The organism is Methylocapsa acidiphila B2, from assembly GCF_000427445.1.
In the GTDB taxonomy this organism is placed as follows: Bacteria; Pseudomonadota; Alphaproteobacteria; order Rhizobiales; family Beijerinckiaceae; genus Methylocapsa; species Methylocapsa acidiphila.
Window position 1 is genome coordinate 2,717,132 of record NZ_KE386496.1, and the last position, 14,894, is coordinate 2,732,025.

Here is a 14,894-nt window from a genome sequence, read left to right on the forward strand (position 1 = left end):
GCGCAAGCGTCGCGCCCGTCACATCGGATCAGACCAAGTCAGCCAAATCAGACCGAGGTCGTCGGCCCCTGCTGGCTGCGCCGTTCGTTCATGAACCGCTCGAATTCCTCCCGGTCCCGGGCGCGGCGGAGATTCTCCATGAAATCGGCGAATTCTCGTTCGGCTTGAACGAGCTTTTGGCGTTCTTCCTCGAGCCGCGCGAGCTCGGCGGAGCGCCAGTCGTCGAAGGCGAGATTGCCGCTCGAGCCGAAGCCTCGCCAAGGATTGGCGGCGGAGCGCCAGCCGCCGGAGCTGCAGGCCCAGCTCCAATTCGAGCTATTTCCCCATTTCTCGCGTCCGAAGGCCAGAATGTCGCCCTGATAACCGGTCTTTCTTTGCCAAACCTTCCACAACAAAACCCCGACGCCAATCGGCCAAAAAACGATAAATCCGAGGATCATCGCCAAAAGCTCGACCGGCCGCCAAGGCTGGCCGCGCCCACAGGCGCCCCAGCCGGGCCCGCCTTTTTGTCCCATCGAGGACCCATCGTAAGCTTGCCCCATGTCAGCGCTCATCGTCTGCTCCCAGGTGATCGCTTTGTCGAACAAAGCGGCGCCCCAAGGCGCGCATGACATATGTGGACCCTCTCTCGATGCGGGAGTCGCGGCGACGATCACATTCTCGCGAGAGCATCCCGAAAAGGCCGGCCTCACCAGCGTCAGACGGCGCCGAGCACCTTCTTCAATTCCGCCTTGAAAGGACCAGCGATTTCGGGATTGGCGAGCGCGAAAGCGACATTTGCGGCGAGGAAACCCAGCTTCGAGCCGCAATCATAGGTCTTGCCCTCGAAACGAACGCCGTTGAAAGCCTGAGTCTGGGCCAGAATCTTCATGCCGTCCGTCAGTTGAATTTCACCGCCGGCGCCCTTCTCGCCTTTTTCCAGAATTGCGAAAATCTCGGGCGAAAGGACGTAGCGGCCGGAGATCATGAGGTTGGAAGGCGCCGTCCCCTTCGGCGGCTTCTCAATCATGCCGGTGATCTCGAAAGCGTCGCCGAAATCCTTGCCGACGGAGACGATGCCATATTGATGCGCCTCCTCCCACGGGGTTTCCTCAACCGCGATAATATTGCCGCCGTGCTTCTCATAGGCCGCGACGCATTGCGCGAGGCAACGGCCGCCCTGTCCATTGGCCGGCGCCGTCACCATGTCGGGAAGCAATACCGCGAAGGGCTCGTCGCCGACGATCTCACGGGCGCACCATATGGCGTGACCGAGCCCGAGCGGCGCCTGCTGGCGGGTGAAACTGGTCGCTCCAGCGGCCGGAAGTTGCGCCGCCAAGGCTTCAAATTCCTTGATCTTGCCGCGCCTTTGCAGGGTCTCCTCGAGCTCATAGGCGATGTCGAAATGGTCTTCGATCACCGCCTTGTTGCGGCCGGTCACGAAGACGAAATGCTCGATGCCGGCCTCCCGCGCCTCCTCGACGACATGCTGGAGGACCGGTCGGTCCACGATGGTCAGCATTTCCTTGGGGATGGATTTGGTGGCGGGGAGAAATCTCGTTCCGAGACCCGCGACCGGGAAGACCGCCTTGCGAATGCGTTTGCTCATCTGCCGTTCCTGGAAAGCTGCGCCATATCGAGTTGCGATTTAACATAGCGAATAACAATACGGAAACACGCGGACCCGCGACGGCGCCTCGGCGAGTCCGGGCCGAGCCGGCGCCCAGCGGCACGCGCGGGCTCGAATCGTCGGCATCGCCGACGGTTCGCGTTCGTCTGGATCAGTTCCTTGTCGATTGCATGACTTCGGCGGGACAAACGTGCGCGCGGAGACATTCGACCGAAGGAAATCAGCTTCCGCTTCCCTTTCTCCTTTCCACTTTTCAGCGTCTCGCTCTAAGAAAATATTGCAGCAGCGAAGGGAGCGGGCATGACGGTTCTGGTCACGGGGGGCGCCGGCTATATTGGCGGACATATGGTTCTGGCGCTTCTCGACGCCGGCGAAAAAGTTATCGTGCTCGACAATTTATCGACGGGCTTTCGCTGGGCGGTGTCCGACGCGGCGAAGCTCATCGTCGGCGATTTTGGAGACACGGCGCTCGTCGATTCGGTCCTGGCCGAGCATAGCGTCGACGCGATCGCGCATTTCGCCGCCAAGATCGTCGTGCCGGAATCGGTTTCGGACCCCATCGCCTATTACGGCAATAACACCGCGAAGGCGTTGAGCCTTCTCGATTGCGCCCTGCGCGCCAAGATCAAGCATTTCATCTTCTCCTCCACCGCCGCGGTCTATGGCGAGCCCGAGTTCAATCCCATCTCTGAACAGGCGCCCCTTGCGCCCATCAATCCCTATGGGCGCTCGAAGCTCATGGTCGAATGGATGTTGCAGGACGTCGCCAAGGCGCATGATCTCCGCTTCGCGGTTCTGCGCTATTTCAATGTCGCGGGCGCCGATCCCAAGGGCCGGCTCGGACAATCCTCGCCGAAAGCGACCCATCTCATCAAGGTCGCCGTGCAGGCCGCGCTCGGGCTCCGCGACGGGCTCGACGTTTTCGGCGTCGATTATCCGACGAGGGACGGCTCCTGCATCCGCGACTATATTCAGGTCTCGGACCTCATCGACGCGCATCTTCTCGCGCTCGGCCATCTTCGCAAGGGCGGCGAGAGCCTGACCGTGAATTGCGGCTATGGCCGGGGCTATTCGGTGCTCGAGGTGATTGACGTGGTCAAACGGCAGTCGGGGGTCGCGTTCGACGTGCGGATTTCCGGCCGCCGCGCCGGAGATCCGGCGTCGCTCGTCGCCGGCGCCAATCGCGTCAAGGCCGAGTTGAATTGGACGCCGCGCCACGACGATCTCGACGAGATCGTCCGCCAGGCGCTCGACTGGGAGCGCCGCCTGCGCGACCGGCCCTTGGAGCAGGGCCCCCTGCCTCGTTAGGCCGATCCCTCGACGGCATCGACCAGGCTCATGGTATTGGACCGGATCGGTCCAATATCCACAAACTAGACCCAGCCTTTGATCTCGCGGGCGACGAGATCGAAAATCACCATCATTCCCATCTCACTGTCGTTGAGGCAGGGCGCGAGCGCGAAATTCTTGCCTCCGTTCGCGAGAAAAACGGCGCGCGTCTCCAATTTGATCTCATGCAGCGTCTCGAGGCAGTCGGCGGAAAAGCCCGGGGTGACGACGACGAGATTCTTGATCCCCTCACGGGCGAGGCGTTTGACGGTGGCGTCCGTATAGGGCTGCAGCCAAGTTCCGGCGCCGAAACGGGATTGAAAGCTGATCGGGCATTGCTCGGCGGTTAGGCCGAGTTCTTCGCGCAACAGCCGCCAAGTCTCGCGGCATTGCTCCAGATAGGGATCGCCCTTTTCAATCTCGGATTTCGGCAAGCCGTGGAAAGAGACGAGGACCGCCTCGGGCCGGAAATCGAGGCGCGACACCGCCGCCCGCAGCGAGGTCGCGAGGACGTCGATATAGGTTCGATCGTCGAAATAGGGCGGCGCGAACCGCACGGCCGGGTCCCATTGCATGCCTTCGAGCGTCGCGAACACCTTGTCGTAGACCGAGGCCGTGGTCGCCGCGGCATATTGCGGATAGAGCGGAACGACGAGAATCCGGTCGCAGCCATGCGCCTTGAGGTCATGGATGGCCGGCGCAATCGAAGGCTCGCCGTAGCGCATCGCCCAGGCGATGAAGATGCTCTCCGCGCCCCGGCCATGTTTCTCGAGGCCTCCGGCGCGGATCCAGGCGGCGAGCTTTTCCGCCTGGGCGCGCGTGATGGATTTAAGCGGGCTTTCGTCCAGGGTCTTGTTCCAGATCGCGGCATATTTGCCGGCGAGCCGGGCCGGCCGCAGCCAGAGGACGAAAAGATGCAGGATCGGCTGCCAAATGATCCTCGGCAGAGGAACGACGCGCCGGTCGGACAGAAACTCCCTCAAGAAGCGGCGCACCGCCCAAAACCTCGGCGCGCTCGGCGTACCGAGGTTGACCAGAAGGATTCCGATTTTGCTATGCGGAGCCGCGGCGTTCTTGCGCGCGAGAGCGTCGGACTGTGACATGGATCTCTGAGCCTGATTGGCTAGATCACGATGCTTTCGGATGAAACAGCCAAAAGCGGGCGACGTGATCGAGTTTCGAAAACGAGAGCGGGATTTTCCGCGAAAAACCGGATTCCACTTTTTCGCATCCCGCTCTGGAGCATGTTCATCGAAAAAGGGGGCGCCTTTTCAAGCATGCTTTGGACGGCTGCGCTGCAGCCTCGCCCCTAAATACGCCTTCTCCGCGACGGGGACATCACGAGAAGCGAATTATCCTCACAATTCGTCAGAAAGGGCAGGCTTCGTCGGCTCGGCGTCGCGCAGCTTGACGATGACCTCGACCTGAGCCACGCGCTTGCCTTCCGGCGGCGGCGGCAGGCGCATGAGATCGACCGCCACTTGCGGAATATCGATGAGAATATTCGAGCCCTCGACCAGGAAATGATGATGCTCGGCGACATTCGTGTCGAAATAGGTCCTCGACCCGTCGACCGCGATCTCGCGCAAGAGGCGCTGCTCAGTGAACTGGTGCAGGCTATTGTAGATCGTCGCCAGCGAGATGGAGACGCGTGAGGCTTGGGCCTCCTCATGCACCATTTCAGCGGTGAGATGCCTGTCGCCCTTGGCGAAGAGCAGCCAGCCGAGCGCTATCCTTTGCCGCGTCGGGCGCAACCCCGCCGCGCAAAGCTTCATGCGCACGTCATGAAACGGGCAACCAGTGAGAGCGCCAAGCGTCGCCTTGGCGCGCGCGCCGCGGCGGGCTTTCGTCGACCGTTTCGAGGGCGCCGCGCGAGGGGCCATGCCGCCAGCTCCCTTATTGAATTTCACCGGCCCTGCGCCGGAGAGTGAATCTTTTGCAACATAGGTCATTCTTCAGGTTCCGGCAACTCTGGTCCGCGCCCGTGGCATGGGGGCTGCTTGCGGCGTCACGCCAGCGACGCATATAATTTCCACTGGAAAGGCCGGCGCAATGATTCAGATCACAATTTACACCACGGCGACATGTCCCTATTGCCGCCGAGCCAAGGAGCTTTTGCGGCAGAAGAATCTTGAATTCGTCGAAATCCCGGTCGATCATGATCCGGCCGAGCGAATGAAGATGATGGAAAGGGCGAATGGCCGGATGACGGTGCCGCAAATATTCTTTGACGACATGCATATCGGCGGCTGCGACGATCTTCATGAGCTGGAATATGGCGGCAAGCTCGATCTGCTCCTGGCCGATCTCGCCCGATGATCAAATTCGCTTTGGTTTGCCACGAAGGGCATGAATTCGAAAGCTGGTTCCAAAATGGCGCGGCCTTTGATCGGCAGGCGGACTCCGGCCTGATCCTTTGCCCGAACTGCGGATCGGCGAAAGTCGCAAAGGCCATTATGGCGCCCGCACTGGCGAGCCGTAGCGCCGCTGAGCCTTCGCCCGCCCAGTCCACCGCGCCGGCCGAAGGCGCCGCGCCGGTCGCCTTGCTCCAGGAGCGCGACCATGAGCTCCGAGCGATGATCAATGAGCTACGGACGCGCATTTTCACCGATACGGATAATGTCGGCGCGCATTTTTTCGAGGAAGCGAGCAAGATCCACCAGGGCCTCGCCCCCGAACGTCCAATTCACGGCCTGGCGAGCTTCGAGGAGGCCCGCGCGCTTCTTGACGAGGGCGTCGGAATCCTGCCCATTCCTCCTGCGCCGGCGGATTATAACTGACAGCCCGAGCGCAGCGACCCGAAGGATTTTCAGCGTGGCAAAATTGTCCCGACGCGTCGCCCTGAGCCTCGCCTTTGCGATCGCCGGGTTTTGGGGCCTTTCCGCCGCCGTCCCGCGCGCCGAGCAAGCGGCTGATCCCGATCTGACCCGCGAGGCGATCCTCAACGATCCGCAAGCGCCCGTCGGCGGCAACCCCCAAGGCGACGTGACCGTCGTCGCCTTCTTCGACTATAATTGCATTTATTGCATGAAGTCGGAGCCGGAGCTCAACAAGCTCCTCAAATCGGATCACGGCATTCGCGTCGTCTATAAAGACTGGCCAATTTTCGGCGAAGTCTCCAGCTATGCTGCGCAAGTCGCTTTGGCCGCCAAGCTTCAGCTTAAATATGGCGCCGTCCATGACGCCTTGCTCGCCGCCGGCGCGAAGAAATCGAGCAAGGATCAGGTTCGCGACATTGCGCAAAAGGCCGGCGTCGACATGACGAGGCTCGACGCCGATCTCGCCGCCCACGGGGCGGAGATCGAAGCGATTCTCAAGCGCAATGACAAGCAGGCGACAGGCATGGGCTTCCAGGGCACGCCCGTCTATCTGATCGGGCCCTTCCTCGTCGCCTCGCCGCTGGATTTGGCCGGCTTCCAAAAAACCGTCGCCGACGCGCGGAAACGGCAGGCTAAATAATCACGCCGCGTCGGCGAGGCCGCGCTTGCGCAACAGCGCCTCGGGCGAAGGCGCCCGACCGCGAAAGCCCTGATAGGCCGCATGCGGATCGCGGCTATAGCCGGCGGCATAGACATAATCGCGCAGCCGCGCGGCGATCGCCGGATCGAAAATATCGCCGCTCTCCTCGAAGGCCTCGAACCCGTCGGCGTCGAGAATTTCCGACCAGAGATAGCTGTAATAGCCCGACGAATAGCCGTCGCCCGAGAAGATGTGCTGGAAATGCGGGGTGCGGTGGCGCATCACGATCGCCTCCGGCATGCCGAGCCGCTCCAGCTCCTTCTTCTCATAGGCGAGAACGTCGAGCTTTTCCGGCTCGGGCTCCATATGCAGGCCGAGATCGACGAGCGCCGAGGCCGCGAATTCGACCGTCGCGAAGCCCTGGTTGAATTGCCGCGCCGAAAGAAGCCGTTGAAGCAAAGCCTCCGGCATCGGCGCCCCGGTCTCATGATGAAGCGCGAAACGGCGCAGGATTTCCGGCTGCTCCAACCAATGCTCATAAAGCTGCGACGGAAACTCCACGAAATCCTGCGCGACGGCCGTGCCGGAGATCAGCGGATAGGTGACGTTCGAGAGCATGCCATGCAAGGCATGGCCGAACTCGTGAAACAGCGTATGCGCGTCGTCAAAGCTCAGAAGAGTGGGCTCGTTCGGCCCCGCCTTGGCGAAATTCAGCACATTGACGACGATCGGCAGGCTTTCCCGGTCGAGCCTGTGCTGATCCCTGAAAGAACTCATCCAGGCGCCGCTGCGCTTTGATTCACGGGCGAAATAATCGCCGATGAACAGCGCGACCTCCTTGCCGTCCGGCCCAATGAGCGTCCACGCGCGCGCCTCGGGATGATAGAGCGGTATGTCCGCGCGCGGGACAAAACTCACCCCGAAAAGCTTGTTCGCCGTATAGAAAGCCGCCTCGATCAGCCGGTCGAGCTGAAGATAGGGCTTGGTCTCGCCTTCGTCGAAATCAAACAGCGCCTTGCGCCGCTTCTCCGCGTAATAGCGCCAATCCCAGGGCTGAATTGTGAAATTGCCGCCCTCCGCCGCGACGATCGCCTGCAAATCCTCCTGCTCGGCGAGCGCCCGCGTCCGCGCGCGGGTCCAGACCGAGTCCAGAAGGCCCAGCGCCGCGTCCGGCGTCTTGGCCATCCGGTCGGCGAGGCGGAAATGCGCGAAAGTCGGGTAGCCCAAAAGCTTCGCCCGCTCGGCCCGCAGCGCGATCATCTCCGAGGCGATCATCCGATTATCGGTGACGCCCCCGGTCTCGCCGCGCATGGCCCAGGCGCGAAAGACCTTTTCACGCAGATCGCGCCGCGCCGAGAATTGCAAAAACGGTTCGATGCTGGAGCGGGCGAGGCTGATCGCATGCTTGCCCGGCATCCCGCGCTCCGCCGCCATCTGCGCCGCCGCGGCGACGAGCGAAGACGGCAGGCCTTCAAGGTCCTCGGGCGCCTGGAGCACCAGGAGATAGTCTTTTTCGTCGGCGAGGACATTTTGGCCAAAAGCCGTGCCGAGCGTGGCGAGGCGTTCGCCGATTTCCGCGAGCCGCGCCTTGGCCGCCGCCGGCAACCCGCCGCCCTGGCGCTGAAAGGCGATGGAATAGCGTTCCAAGACCCGCGATTGCTCGGCGTCGAGATGGAGCGTTTCCACCGCCGCCTGCAAAGCGGCCACGCGAGCGAAAAGCGCTTCGTTCAGATAGATCTCGCTGCGATGGCGCGACAGGATCGGCGCGATCTCGCGCTCGATCTCCTGAAGCGCGTCATTGGTGTCCGATCCGGCGAGATTGAAGAAAACGGAGGCGACCCGGTCGAGGGCCTGGCCGGAACGTTCGAGCGCCGCGATCGTGTTCTCGAAATTGGGCGGGGCGGGATTTGCGGCGATGGCCGCGATCTCGGCCTTCTGCTCGGCGAGCGCGGCCTCGAAGGCTGGCCGATATTGCTCCGGCTTGAACAGATGGAAAGGCGGCGCCTCGAACGGCCCGGTCCAGGGTTCGAGAAGCGGGTTCTGCTCGCTGAGGCCTGTCTGAGTCATGGGGGCACTGTCCGGTTTTTTCCGCGCAAGGCCTTTATATAGGGAGTTTTTCGCCCGCGCTCAGATCGCTGGCAAGCAAGCGCCTTGCCGAATCGCGCCGCCGCGCTCATGCTTCGGGCCGAAGCTGTCGAGAGAGTGGAGGGGCCTCTGGTCGAGATCAACAATCGCGATGATTTGGAGGCTTGGCTTCGAACGAGACCACACGAAGTGGCAGTCACATTCGCGGCAAGGGCCGCCTTGCGCGTATTACCTTGTTTGTGGAGCGCACGTGATGCATCTTGCAGCGGCGACATAAGAACCGATCTCGTTCTGCCGGCTTTTCGCGGAACCGCGATAGTATGGGCAGTGGCGAATTTTCGTTCGAACCGCCAAGAACTCTCATTACGCGCCATTTACGGGATCAAAGCGGAGTTTTCTGCAAGATTTGTCGGCATCTCTGCTGCCTCATTGGCTTGTGAAGCCGTTAGAGCCGCGGTCGAGTCGGTTACAGCTCATGGCACCCTGCTCCGTCAGGCATTGCTTTCACCTCGCGCCCTCGCCGCCGCAACCGACCCCACCGTCTTTGCTTCAGAGACCGCCGCCGTTGATGCTGCTGATTTCGCAGCTCAAGCTGGTGCCGCTCTGGACGCCGTCGACGTCCCACTCTGGGCGGGAGGACTCAGCCTTAGCTTGGGTTTTGGACATGCAGAAAAAGATTTATGGTCCGCCATTTCCATAGATGCAAGGCGTGTGGAAGACAGTGTACCGGTTTCGGTCATCGCTCGCTCGCCACTGTGGCCTAACAGCTCATCACCAACGCCATACAGTCAGCCTGAGCCAATTTGGTCCTTGTGGCGCGACCTAAAGCGAGAGTTGCACGCTGCGGGCCAGGATTGGCAGGTTTGGACCATCTGGTACGAAGACCGTCTTCAAGGCTACGTCAGGGATGAAAAACGTGAATTCGCCTATATTCAAATCGAAGACGAGCTTTGGAGGCAAGGCCCGACCATCGTCAATGCTGAAATCATAAAGCAGGTAGAATCCCTTAACGCGCAACGAACTGATGCGAAACACTGGGCGAACACGCTCGCTAATTTAGCGGAAGCCCCGCTTGGCAATAGGTGGATCGAACACGGCGATCAACTGACTATCGATCCTCGCGGAAATGAAACTGACACGGCAGCTGCGCTTGATCCAGTCGTGCGTCAGCTCCACGAAGCGCTGAGGCGGAAAGCAATTGCATTTGCCATTGACTCAACAGGAATTGATGAACGACTTGGCTGGACGGGCTTCGAGGGCGCGATTGGGCGTTTTCGCGCTGCGGTGGACATCGACACCGCCGAAATTCCAAACCAGATCGCGACGGTCTACGATGCAACCATCGAGCTTGCCTCATTTCTTGAATACGATAACGACCTCAAGGAACGCTTCGCGGGCAATGTCACGCCGCTCGATCCCTCGACGCGCCGCGCATTTCAAGATCTTGTGCGAACCGCGTCGCCTTGGGTAAGGCATTTCCCCACCGCATGTAAACTGGACGACGAAACAGGCACGTTTTTGGCGCGTCGCGATTTATTTGAACCGTCGAGGACGGTGTTGGAAGGCGCTGGCAGCGTGTCCCTTATCTCAGGGGCTGATGAGGAACGATTAAAGGCGCTTCTTTCCGCCGCCTTATCCGATGGTCTTCAGGCCCAAAAGGCTGGCAACAGGGGTGTTTTCAGCGCGAAAAATTTGATCCTCACATCATTGGTGTGCATGGCGACCAGCGGAATCGCCTTCTATTCCAGCGCAGTTGCATCCGATTTCGCAAATCGCTCCGAACTGGTGAAGAAAATCGGAACATTCCTCGCCAAGGAAGAGTCGCAGATCAAGCAAATTTTCGCCGACGCGCCCGCAGACATACGTCTCGCAATTTCTTCTTTGTTGGCAGATCTTAGAAGCGGTCATGCCAGCGATCACTCCTCCCCTCTGAGCGGAGATCAATACGCGATCCTCAATCGCCGCAAGCGTGAAGAGGATGGAAATTGATACCGTGCTCGAAACAACCGGACCTCCGCTACCCCAGCGAAAGCTCTCCTTAAATCGGAAGGCTTCATCAGAGCGCGACTGGATTTTGAACTCAAGGACCTCCGGCCAGCAGAGCGGCATTAGGTAGCAAGCTCACCAAGTCAGATATGGCGCAGTTTTAGGCAACCCGCCACAATGCGGCATGGCCGAACCGCTCGTATTCACGATGTTGCGCTCCAAGCGCGCTGAGATCGAAGATGCAATCGTCGCTTACGAAAAGCGGCTTATTGAAGCGCGCGCCAACTTGGCGCACATAACCGCGACGTTGCGGATGTTCGAGCTAACCGACGATTTGGCATCATTGCCGGCCTATGTCGATTTGGGGCGTCTCTTCAAACGAGGCGAAGTCGTCTCCATCTGCTTCGCGGCGCTGGCCGAAGAAGGCCCGCTTGATACCCGAGAACTCGGCTTGCGAGTTGTCCGCGCCAAGGGGCTAGATGAAACGGATGGCGTCTTGCGGCAAACCGTCGTCTATCGCGTCATCCAAGCTCTCGCCATTCAGCGAAAGCGCGGGAGGGTCAGAAACACCGGGAAGCGGAGAGCGGTGCTGATCTGGGCGCTCCCGGCATGACATGCGCGTTCAGTTCAGTGCGCTGGCCGTCGGGTGACCATCCTTCGCGTCGGCGAGCGAGGCCAGCGTCATATGGGCGTTGGAGTGGTGTTGCGGGTCACATAGGACTAACCAAATGACCCACAACGCTACGCTTACTTGAGCAGCTTTTGCGGCTTCACTCCAAACGCCTCCAACGCCCTGTTGGCCGCTGGCGCGGTGATCCCTTGATTTTTGATTTTGGTCTCAAGGTAAGCTGGGAGGTTTTTCTTCAGATAGTGAACTCGTACCCACTTCCGAAACTCGCCTAATGCGTCGTCAGGATAAGCATATGGCGACTGCGGGTTAGAGGCGGACTGTGGAAAATACAGAGGATAGTTATGCTCATATTTTATACGCTCTCCGTATAAAATATCCAAGCTCTCAGCTCTCCAATACTTTCCCCAAGCTAGACCAACACTTATATCTGGGATAAAAGATGGCCCTAGGCTCGCTTTCTGCCTAATCAGCGTGACAAAAATATCTGATATCTCTTTGAAGACGCTAAAGTATCCATCAGGAACTGTATGGTGGCTTAGCGAAACTCTGTCGTGGAATTGCTGCCAAGCAATATCATAGGACCCTGAAGGATTATATCCAACCTGCGCATAAACAAAATCATTGAAGCCCTTACGGGCAAGGGTTCTGTAATTCTTTGCTGCTCTTTCGCTGTCGCCTTGCTTGGTTTCAAAAGCATAGTATTCGAGAGTAGCCATACATACAGCATCTGGGACAGCATGATGAACTACTCCATTCTTCATGGTCGCGATGAAAGCGATTGTATCATCCGCATTCTGCGCTCTCACCAACTCGCGAATCTTTGCTTCACGAGGCTTTAGAGGCTTTTCATTCCAATTCGCTGTCATTCTGACGATCGAAGCATTATCGACCCCGCACATGCGCGCGAGCCCGCGCATGGTCAGGAAGGAGGTTCCATCGCTGAACACCCCCATGCCAACACCGTCGATTTCTTTCTCGGCGGCGACTTGAAGTTCTAGATTGAGTTGAGCTGGTGTGATGACCTCTGGTGTCGTATTTTTCATTTCCGCAAGCCTTTTCAGCAAGTTAGGATGGTGACCAAACTGGCTAGACTGCGTTTCCAAGACCGTTATGATCTTGAGTGCATGGAACGGGCCTAGCCATTGCTACGTCCAACCGAGGGGCCGATCGTCATTGGCGTGGCGATCGGCTTCGCGCTGGGCCCATGAATATACACGCTTGCCGCCGAAAGTAAAATTCGGCGCGGCAGGTAGTCCATATGCTTGACGTGCAAATTCGTCATGCGCCTATCCCCTCAATTAACGCTACGCTGCCAATAACCTTTCCATTGGCGCGAAACGCCATGTTGTAAGGCCGCATTCGTTGCCATGAGATACTGTTCGCCATTGCTTACGCGCCGGTTATCCTCGCGCCAAGCCATTTCTGAGGCGTAAGCGCCAAGGTAGCGCCCGCTGATATGGTGATGCGTCCCGATCTCGGCCCGGCGCAGGCGGGAAAAGAAGCTCTCCGCCTGATTGGTGCAAGCGTCGCCGTCTGAATAGCATTCCTCGTGATTGATGCGCTTGGTCAGGAAGCGCTCATGCAAAACATCCCAGCCGGCGGCTTGATCGGCATGGATCGTGGCCTCGGGATGAACGCGCTGGCCAATGGTCGCCACTGACTGCGCTTCGCTCTTGAACACGAAAGGCAGAGTAATCCCGTTCCGCTCGCGCATGATGACGACGACGCGGCGCTTGCCGGTTTGGTTCTCGGCAAGGCGACGATCGCGGCGGTTCTCTTTCCAATTGGCCGGCTTCACATAACCGCCGAAATAGGCGCCGTCGATCTCGACTTCGCCAGAGACGGTTTCTTCGGCCTTTTCGTCGGCAAGCGCTTCGCGGATTTTATGCGCCAGCACGAAAGCCGTCTTGTATTGCACATCCAAATCGCGAGAGAGCTGCAACGCGCTATGGCCTTTCGCGCCGTTCACAAAGATCGCGATGGCAAGGAGAATGTCACGGATCGGCATCTTGCGGCTGGCGAAGATTGTGCCCGACGTGACGCTGAATTGATGCGAGCAAGCCTTGCATTTCCAGAGCTTGCGGGTTTCGTATTTGTAGGTCGCGCCGCATTGGCAACGCGGGCAAACCGGCTCGCCTTCGGTCGCGGTCCAGCGGATCAGGCGGAAGGCGTCATGCGCTTCCTCATCCGAAAGCCGGGCGACCCGAGCAATGCTCAGGCTCCTTGCGGCTTTGGAAAGAAGGAAGTGCTGGCTCACTTGCAGGTCGTCCGTTTTGGATGACCTTATCTATAATAGATGATATGGATGGCGTCAACCTAAAAGGCTGACCTTTACAAATATTTTCGATGATGTTAGCTTTTCGGGATGACGCCTGAGCAATGCCGGGCCGCCCGAGGGTGGCTGAATTGGACGCAAGCCGATCTCGCGAAAGCCGCGAACACGGCGCTTTCGACCGTGAAGGATTATGAAGGCGGACGTCGGACCCCGATGCCGAATAATCTAGCGGCAATTCAAGCTGCGCTGGAGAAGGCCGGAATCGCCTTCGTCTTTGCCGAGGGAAAGATCGCATCTGGGATTGCCTTCAAAGCGCCGCTAGAGGCGACGCCGCGCTAGAGAACCGTACAGGATTCTGCTATAAAACAGGTGGAGGCGGGGGGAGTCGAACCCCAGGGGGGAGACGCTGCAAATCGTTCCCTGGCACCGGCGCACCGCCCCCACAATTTGAAGGCTCAGACACTTTCGGTGTCTGGGTCTTCGTCGTCCTTGGGAGGCGGCAACGCGAACAAATCGCCAGATTGCGGCCTGAATCTTTTGCTGAACAACCGCGAAAATTCTTTCCAGTCGTCAGCTACCGATAGAAGCGTTGTTACCGCGACGATCTGTTTTTGCAGATGGGGGTCTCCGACATCCTCAGTCAAATATTTGTAGTGAAGATTCTTACGGCGCTTTTTGTCCGGCAAGATCGGATTTTTCTTTCGGAGATTGTCCAGCACGCCTTCTGGCAATTGCTTATAAATTAGTTCGTTCGTGAGCTTTCCAATGTAGTGGTTTCGCTTGTTCGATCCGGGGGCGTATTTCCAGCCGCGGACACGGTGGAGTTCAGAGTAAAAATTCTGCGGGAATCGGGACGTATAGGGCATCAAGTCTGGAGAAACATAGGCCGCCAATATTCTTTGAAGTTCGTCGCGGGCCCGAACTTGTTGATAGCCGGTTGCCTCATCAACAAGCGCAATCAAACCAATATCGGCCAAGGCTCGCATCAACGCTTCCGCGCGTTGTGCTTTGTCTAGCTGCTGCTTTTGTAGCGCCTTAGCTTCGCGGGCTCGAAGCCAAATTTCGCAAACGGCTCGAAGAATGCGCGGGTCGTATCCGACAAAAATCCTGCGCCCATCTAAGTAATAGATTGGCTTTAAGGGCCCTTCGGCTAAGGCGCTGTCAATAAAGGGTTTTAGCTGACTCGGCGCAACAAAAAGGGGCAAAAGGGCCCCGCTCTCCTGCGAAGCTTTTTTAAGCCGCTTAGACGCCCCACTCCTGCCCCCAAGAATCGCTTCTGCAATGCCTGTTTCAGACAATACTCGGCTACCGTCGTTTAAAACGGCGCAAGGGATTGACGCGTCACCAAGACGTAAGATGCCGGAGTATTCAACTTTTGGCAGCAACGCCGCCGCCTCTGCGCGGGCCCTCCCGCCTTCGGAGGCGATGCGCTGCCGATCTTCAGGGCTTAGGAGTTCAGCACGCGCTTTGCCGCCCTTGCTCTGTTTTGATTCGTCCATCTATGGGGCCCTTAAATTGCC

Annotated in this window: 15 protein-coding genes; 7 read left to right on the forward strand and 8 right to left on the reverse strand. The window is 59.0% G+C overall.

Annotated features, from left to right (window positions below):
* Window positions 1-47: 47 nt before the first annotated feature.
* On the reverse strand, window positions 48-614 hold the full coding sequence (locus tag METAC_RS0115340; RefSeq protein ID WP_245257502.1) for a DUF2852 domain-containing protein: 567 nt from the start codon (window positions 612-614) through the stop codon (window positions 48-50).
* Window positions 615-697: 83 nt separating this feature from the next.
* A complete protein-coding gene (galU, locus tag METAC_RS0115345) occupies window positions 698-1,588 on the reverse strand; it encodes a UTP--glucose-1-phosphate uridylyltransferase GalU (RefSeq protein WP_026607733.1) in 891 nt (296 codons plus the stop codon).
* Window positions 1,589-1,909: 321 nt separating this feature from the next.
* Here galU and galE point away from each other — a divergent pair, with 321 nt between their 5' ends.
* Window positions 1,910-2,917 carry a UDP-glucose 4-epimerase GalE gene (galE, locus tag METAC_RS0115350; RefSeq protein WP_026607734.1) on the forward strand — a complete coding sequence of 336 codons (1,008 nt, stop codon included), beginning with the start codon at window positions 1,910-1,912 and terminating at the stop codon, window positions 2,915-2,917.
* Window positions 2,918-2,982: 65 nt separating this feature from the next.
* Here the strand turns inward: galE and hemH are convergent, their stop codons facing one another.
* Both hemH and irrA read right to left on the reverse strand, forming a co-directional pair.
* On the reverse strand, window positions 2,983-4,041 hold the full coding sequence (hemH, locus tag METAC_RS0115355; RefSeq protein ID WP_026607735.1) for a ferrochelatase: 1,059 nt from the start codon (window positions 4,039-4,041) through the stop codon (window positions 2,983-2,985).
* A gap of 255 nt (window positions 4,042-4,296) precedes the next feature.
* Window positions 4,297-4,821, reverse strand: coding sequence for an iron response transcriptional regulator IrrA (gene irrA, locus METAC_RS23900; RefSeq protein ID WP_051335860.1), 525 nt, complete (start codon window positions 4,819-4,821; stop codon window positions 4,297-4,299).
* Between the two features lie 169 nt (window positions 4,822-4,990).
* Between irrA and grxC the strand changes: the two genes are divergently transcribed.
* The 3 genes from grxC to METAC_RS0115380 are packed head-to-tail and all read left to right on the forward strand — an operon-like array spanning window position 4,991 to window position 6,397.
* Window positions 4,991-5,257, forward strand: coding sequence for a glutaredoxin 3 (grxC, locus tag METAC_RS0115370; protein WP_026607736.1), 267 nt, complete (start codon window positions 4,991-4,993; stop codon window positions 5,255-5,257).
* Window positions 5,254-5,718, forward strand: coding sequence for a DUF1178 family protein (locus tag METAC_RS0115375; protein ID WP_026607737.1), 465 nt, complete (start codon window positions 5,254-5,256; stop codon window positions 5,716-5,718). Before grxC ends, METAC_RS0115375 begins: the two co-directional genes overlap by 4 nt.
* Window positions 5,719-5,752: 34 nt before the next feature.
* The gene (locus tag METAC_RS0115380; RefSeq protein WP_245257503.1) at window positions 5,753-6,397 is read left to right on the forward strand and encodes a DsbA family protein; all 645 of its coding nucleotides are present in this window, start codon (window positions 5,753-5,755) and stop codon (window positions 6,395-6,397) included.
* Here the strand turns inward: METAC_RS0115380 and METAC_RS0115385 are convergent, their stop codons facing one another.
* Window positions 6,398-8,464 carry a M3 family metallopeptidase gene (locus METAC_RS0115385; protein WP_026607739.1) on the reverse strand — a complete coding sequence of 689 codons (2,067 nt, stop codon included), beginning with the start codon at window positions 8,462-8,464 and terminating at the stop codon, window positions 6,398-6,400.
* 84 nt (window positions 8,465-8,548) lie between these two features.
* On the opposite strand from METAC_RS0115385, the gene METAC_RS26525 reads away from it, so the two are divergent.
* Both METAC_RS26525 and METAC_RS0115405 read left to right on the forward strand, forming a co-directional pair.
* Complete coding sequence (locus METAC_RS26525) at window positions 8,549-10,471, forward strand: hypothetical protein (RefSeq protein ID WP_156898243.1); 1,923 nt, start codon at window positions 8,549-8,551, stop codon at window positions 10,469-10,471.
* 181 nt (window positions 10,472-10,652) lie between these two features.
* Complete coding sequence (locus METAC_RS0115405; protein WP_026607741.1) at window positions 10,653-11,081, forward strand: hypothetical protein; 429 nt, start codon at window positions 10,653-10,655, stop codon at window positions 11,079-11,081.
* A 134-nt stretch (window positions 11,082-11,215) separates the two neighbouring features.
* On the opposite strand, the gene METAC_RS0115410 is transcribed toward METAC_RS0115405, so the two are convergent.
* Together METAC_RS0115410 and METAC_RS0115420 are read right to left on the reverse strand one after the other, a co-directional pair.
* Window positions 11,216-12,142 (reverse strand): BstA C-terminal domain-containing protein, encoded by a 927-nt coding sequence (locus METAC_RS0115410; RefSeq protein WP_036255649.1) that lies wholly within the window; start codon window positions 12,140-12,142, stop codon window positions 11,216-11,218.
* Window positions 12,143-12,393: 251 nt separating this feature from the next.
* Complete coding sequence (locus METAC_RS0115420) at window positions 12,394-13,356, reverse strand: IS1595 family transposase (RefSeq protein WP_026607743.1); 963 nt, start codon at window positions 13,354-13,356, stop codon at window positions 12,394-12,396.
* A 108-nt stretch (window positions 13,357-13,464) separates the two neighbouring features.
* Here METAC_RS0115420 and METAC_RS0115425 point away from each other — a divergent pair, with 108 nt between their 5' ends.
* Window positions 13,465-13,713 (forward strand): helix-turn-helix domain-containing protein, encoded by a 249-nt coding sequence (locus tag METAC_RS0115425; RefSeq protein WP_026607744.1) that lies wholly within the window; start codon window positions 13,465-13,467, stop codon window positions 13,711-13,713.
* 116 nt (window positions 13,714-13,829) lie between these two features.
* Here METAC_RS0115425 and METAC_RS0115430 read toward each other — a convergent pair whose 3' ends face one another.
* Window positions 13,830-14,873, reverse strand: a complete 1,044-nt coding sequence (locus METAC_RS0115430) for a P63C domain-containing protein (RefSeq protein ID WP_026607745.1) — start codon at window positions 14,871-14,873, stop codon at window positions 13,830-13,832.
* Window positions 14,874-14,894: the final 21 nt, after the last annotated feature.

What these genes read in the sequence shown, in the direction of transcription:
- METAC_RS0115340 (WP_245257502.1), bottom strand. Translation starts at nt 614, where the DNA reads ATGTCATGCGCGCCTTGGGGCGCCGCTTTGTTCGACAAAGCGATCACC.
- galU (WP_026607733.1), bottom strand. Translation starts at nt 1,588, where the DNA reads ATGAGCAAACGCATTCGCAAGGCGGTCTTCCCGGTCGCGGGTCTCGGA.
- galE (WP_026607734.1), top strand. Translation starts at nt 1,910, where the DNA reads ATGACGGTTCTGGTCACGGGGGGCGCCGGCTATATTGGCGGACATATG.
- hemH (WP_026607735.1), bottom strand. Translation starts at nt 4,041, where the DNA reads ATGTCACAGTCCGACGCTCTCGCGCGCAAGAACGCCGCGGCTCCGCAT.
- irrA (WP_051335860.1), bottom strand. Translation starts at nt 4,821, where the DNA reads ATGGCCCCTCGCGCGGCGCCCTCGAAACGGTCGACGAAAGCCCGCCGC.
- grxC (WP_026607736.1), top strand. Translation starts at nt 4,991, where the DNA reads ATGATTCAGATCACAATTTACACCACGGCGACATGTCCCTATTGCCGC.
- METAC_RS0115375 (WP_026607737.1), top strand. Translation starts at nt 5,254, where the DNA reads ATGATCAAATTCGCTTTGGTTTGCCACGAAGGGCATGAATTCGAAAGC.
- METAC_RS0115385 (WP_026607739.1), bottom strand. Translation starts at nt 8,464, where the DNA reads ATGACTCAGACAGGCCTCAGCGAGCAGAACCCGCTTCTCGAACCCTGG.
- METAC_RS0115405 (WP_026607741.1), top strand. Translation starts at nt 10,653, where the DNA reads ATGGCCGAACCGCTCGTATTCACGATGTTGCGCTCCAAGCGCGCTGAG.
- METAC_RS0115410 (WP_036255649.1), bottom strand. Translation starts at nt 12,142, where the DNA reads ATGAAAAATACGACACCAGAGGTCATCACACCAGCTCAACTCAATCTA.
- METAC_RS0115425 (WP_026607744.1), top strand. Translation starts at nt 13,465, where the DNA reads ATGACGCCTGAGCAATGCCGGGCCGCCCGAGGGTGGCTGAATTGGACG.
- METAC_RS0115430 (WP_026607745.1), bottom strand. Translation starts at nt 14,873, where the DNA reads ATGGACGAATCAAAACAGAGCAAGGGCGGCAAAGCGCGTGCTGAACTC.